General features: G+C 37.6%; 1 protein-coding gene. It reads right to left on the reverse strand.

The window, feature by feature from the left end; genetic code table 11:
- Window positions 1-284 precede the first annotated feature (284 nt).
- On the reverse strand, window positions 285-1598 hold the full coding sequence (locus tag CHI06_RS20550; RefSeq protein ID WP_095250460.1) for an amidohydrolase family protein: 1314 nt from the start codon (window positions 1596-1598) through the stop codon (window positions 285-287).
- Window positions 1599-1650 lie beyond the last annotated feature (52 nt).

A 1650-nucleotide genomic window follows, 5' to 3' on the forward strand; every position in this document is an offset into this window, starting at 1 on the left:
CTATATGATACGACCTAGGCTCGGCCGCACACCTGCTTCGTTAATTCAACAAGAAAAAAGACCGCAGCAGCGATCATCAACTTTAACTATTGCACCCATTAGTTTAAGTACATTTCTTCACAAGCTATTCAACGGTCCATTCGAATAAAGTTGAAGTCTTACAGACCCAGGTTCAATTATGTTTGTTTTGTTATCCAAAAAAAAGCACCCTAAGGATGCTTTTTTTGTCATTTTAATCTTTCCTCAATTTCCCGTATCGGGAAGTAATCACCAAACTCAAATATTTAGTTACTAGTTAGTGTATTCTGGAGGCGATTTGCTTCTGCGATCACTTTTTCTTCATCGATCGTTAGACATCTGCCGTTCTTTACAATTGCATTCCCATCAATATAGACATCGCATACATCGCTTCCGCGTGCCGCATAAAGTAAATGTGAATATGCTGTACTAATTGGTTGTAGATGCTCCTTATCATAAGGATAAATTGTTATATAATCTGCCTTCTTATTTGCTTCAAGAGAGCCCGTATGTTCCATACCAATGACTTCAGCTCCACCCCGAGTAGCCAAGGTTAACGCAGTTTGTGCAGAGAATTTAGTAGCATCTTTATAAATCCCTTTTTGTAGTAATGCAGCAGTTCTAACTTCTTCAAACATATCAAGATTGTTATTAGAAGCTGTGCTATCTGTTGCAATACCTACTTTAACCCCAGCTTGTAAAAGACTAACAACATCCGCAATACCTGAACCTAGCTTCAAATTACTAATTGGATTGTGAGCAACTCGTACATCATGTTGCTTTAAAATTGCTCTCTCTTCATCGTTAAGTATTACACCATGAGCCATTACTGTTAGTTGATCAAAGATACCTAATTTGCGAAGATGCTCGACAGGTCGATTTCCATAACGAGTTTCGATGTCTAAGATTTCGAAATCAGTTTCTGATACATGGATGTGTATCATTAACTCATTTTCCTTTGCAATTCGAGCGGTTTCTATAAGTGTTTCCGGGGTACAAGCATAAGGGCTATGAGGTGCAACCATGGTTGTTAGACGCCCATCAGCAAACATTTTATAGTTTTTAGAAAACTGCTCTGCACTCATAAGATTCATTTTCTGCTCTTTTTCTGTGCCGAAGCTAAAAATCGAATAAGAAAAGGCTCCACGAATTCCTGTTTCACTAATTGTTTCCATTACAGCGCTCGGTTCAATACCGGTAGGATTAAACATATCTGAGAATGTAGTTGTTCCCGACTTTAACATCTCCAAAATGCCAAGTTGTGCACTCACTGAGGCAATCTTTGTTGTAAATTGCTTTTCAATTGGCCATATTTTAGTTTCAAGCCAAGGCTTTAGCAGCATATCGTCTCCAATACCACGTAAAAGAGTCATTAAAATATGAGAATGGGTATTCACGAGACCAGGCATAACCCATTTACCTGCAAGATCCACTACTTGGTCTACATCCGTCAGTAGCTCTTCAGAACGTTCGCCTATATAGGAAATAAGTTCATCTTGTACAACCATCATACCGTTTTTAAAGATTCGATTCTCCTTATCCATAGTAAAAAAAGTACCGTTAACATAAATTGTTTTCATTTTAATTTCCTCCTAAATCGTTTTTGAACATTAAAATAAGTTGATTTTTCAA

The sequence above is a fragment of the Bacillus sp. 7884-1 genome (genome assembly GCF_002272245.1).
Classification (GTDB): domain Bacteria; phylum Bacillota; class Bacilli; order Bacillales; family Cytobacillaceae; genus Neobacillus.